The sequence below is a fragment of the Neoluteolibacter marinus genome (assembly GCF_014904755.1).
Classification (GTDB): Bacteria; Verrucomicrobiota; Verrucomicrobiia; order Verrucomicrobiales; family Akkermansiaceae; genus Haloferula; species Haloferula marina.
In genome coordinates, this window is sequence record NZ_JACZFQ010000186.1 from 1 (window position 1) to 994 (window position 994).

Genomic DNA, 994 nt, shown 5'->3' on the forward strand with positions numbered 1-994 from the left:
AACTGGACCGTCGGTATGTCTTCGCCACGATCCAATCGATCTCCCGTCCTGGGGCGCTGGAGGAGATCGAGGCCGCCGGCTTCGACTACGTGATGATCGACGAGGTGCACCGCTCCGGCTCGCGCACCTATCGGGAGATGATCGATCGGCTCACCCCGGATTTCCTCCTGGGGCTCACTGCTACTCCGGAGCGCACGGATGCCGTCGATGTGTTCGAGCTCTTCGATCACAACGTGGCCTATGAGATCCGTCTGCAGGCAGCGCTGGAGGCCGACATGCTCGTGCCGTTCCACTACTACGGCGTGCAGGACTTCCAGTACGAGGACGGCACCACCGTCGATGAGACCGCGCAGCTCTCCCGACTCGTGGCTCCCGAGCGCGTGCACCATCTACTGCGGATGATCGAGACCTACGGGCACAAGGGCGAGGTGCGCGGGCTGATCTTCTGCAGCCGTGTGGAAGAAGCGCGCGAGCTCAACGAGCTGCTGAATCTCTCCGCGGTCAATGGCCAGCGGCTGAGGATAGAGGCGCTCACGGGTGCGCAGTCACAGCAGGAGAGGACGGCCGTCGTCGAACGCCTGGAAGCAGGCGAGCTCGATTACATCCTGACGGTCGACATCTTCAACGAAGGCATCGACATCCCGTCGCTGAATCAGGTGGTGATGATGCGCCAGACGCAGTCGCGGATCATCTTCACCCAGCAGCTCGGGCGCGGGCTGCGGCTGGCCGAGGGCAAGGACCATCTGCGGGTCATCGACTTCATCGGCAACTACACGAACAACTACATGATCCCGATGGCGCTGTTCGGGGATTCTTCGCTGAGCAAGGATCAGCTGCGTCGGCAGGTCCTGGGCGCGCAGACGGCCGGGGCGATCTCCGGGCTGTCGTCCGTGAACTTCGACGAGATCTCCCGCGACGCCATCCTGCGCTCCATCTCCGACACGAACCTCGATTCGCTGGCCAACCTCAAGACCGCGTACCGCGAGATGCACCA

General features: G+C 63.2%; 1 protein-coding gene. It reads left to right on the forward strand.

Features of this window, described 5'->3' with window-relative positions; translation table 11 throughout:
• Nucleotides 1-994 (forward strand): DEAD/DEAH box helicase (locus IG178_RS24410; RefSeq protein WP_193215201.1); only part of this gene is annotated, 994 nt, incomplete at both ends.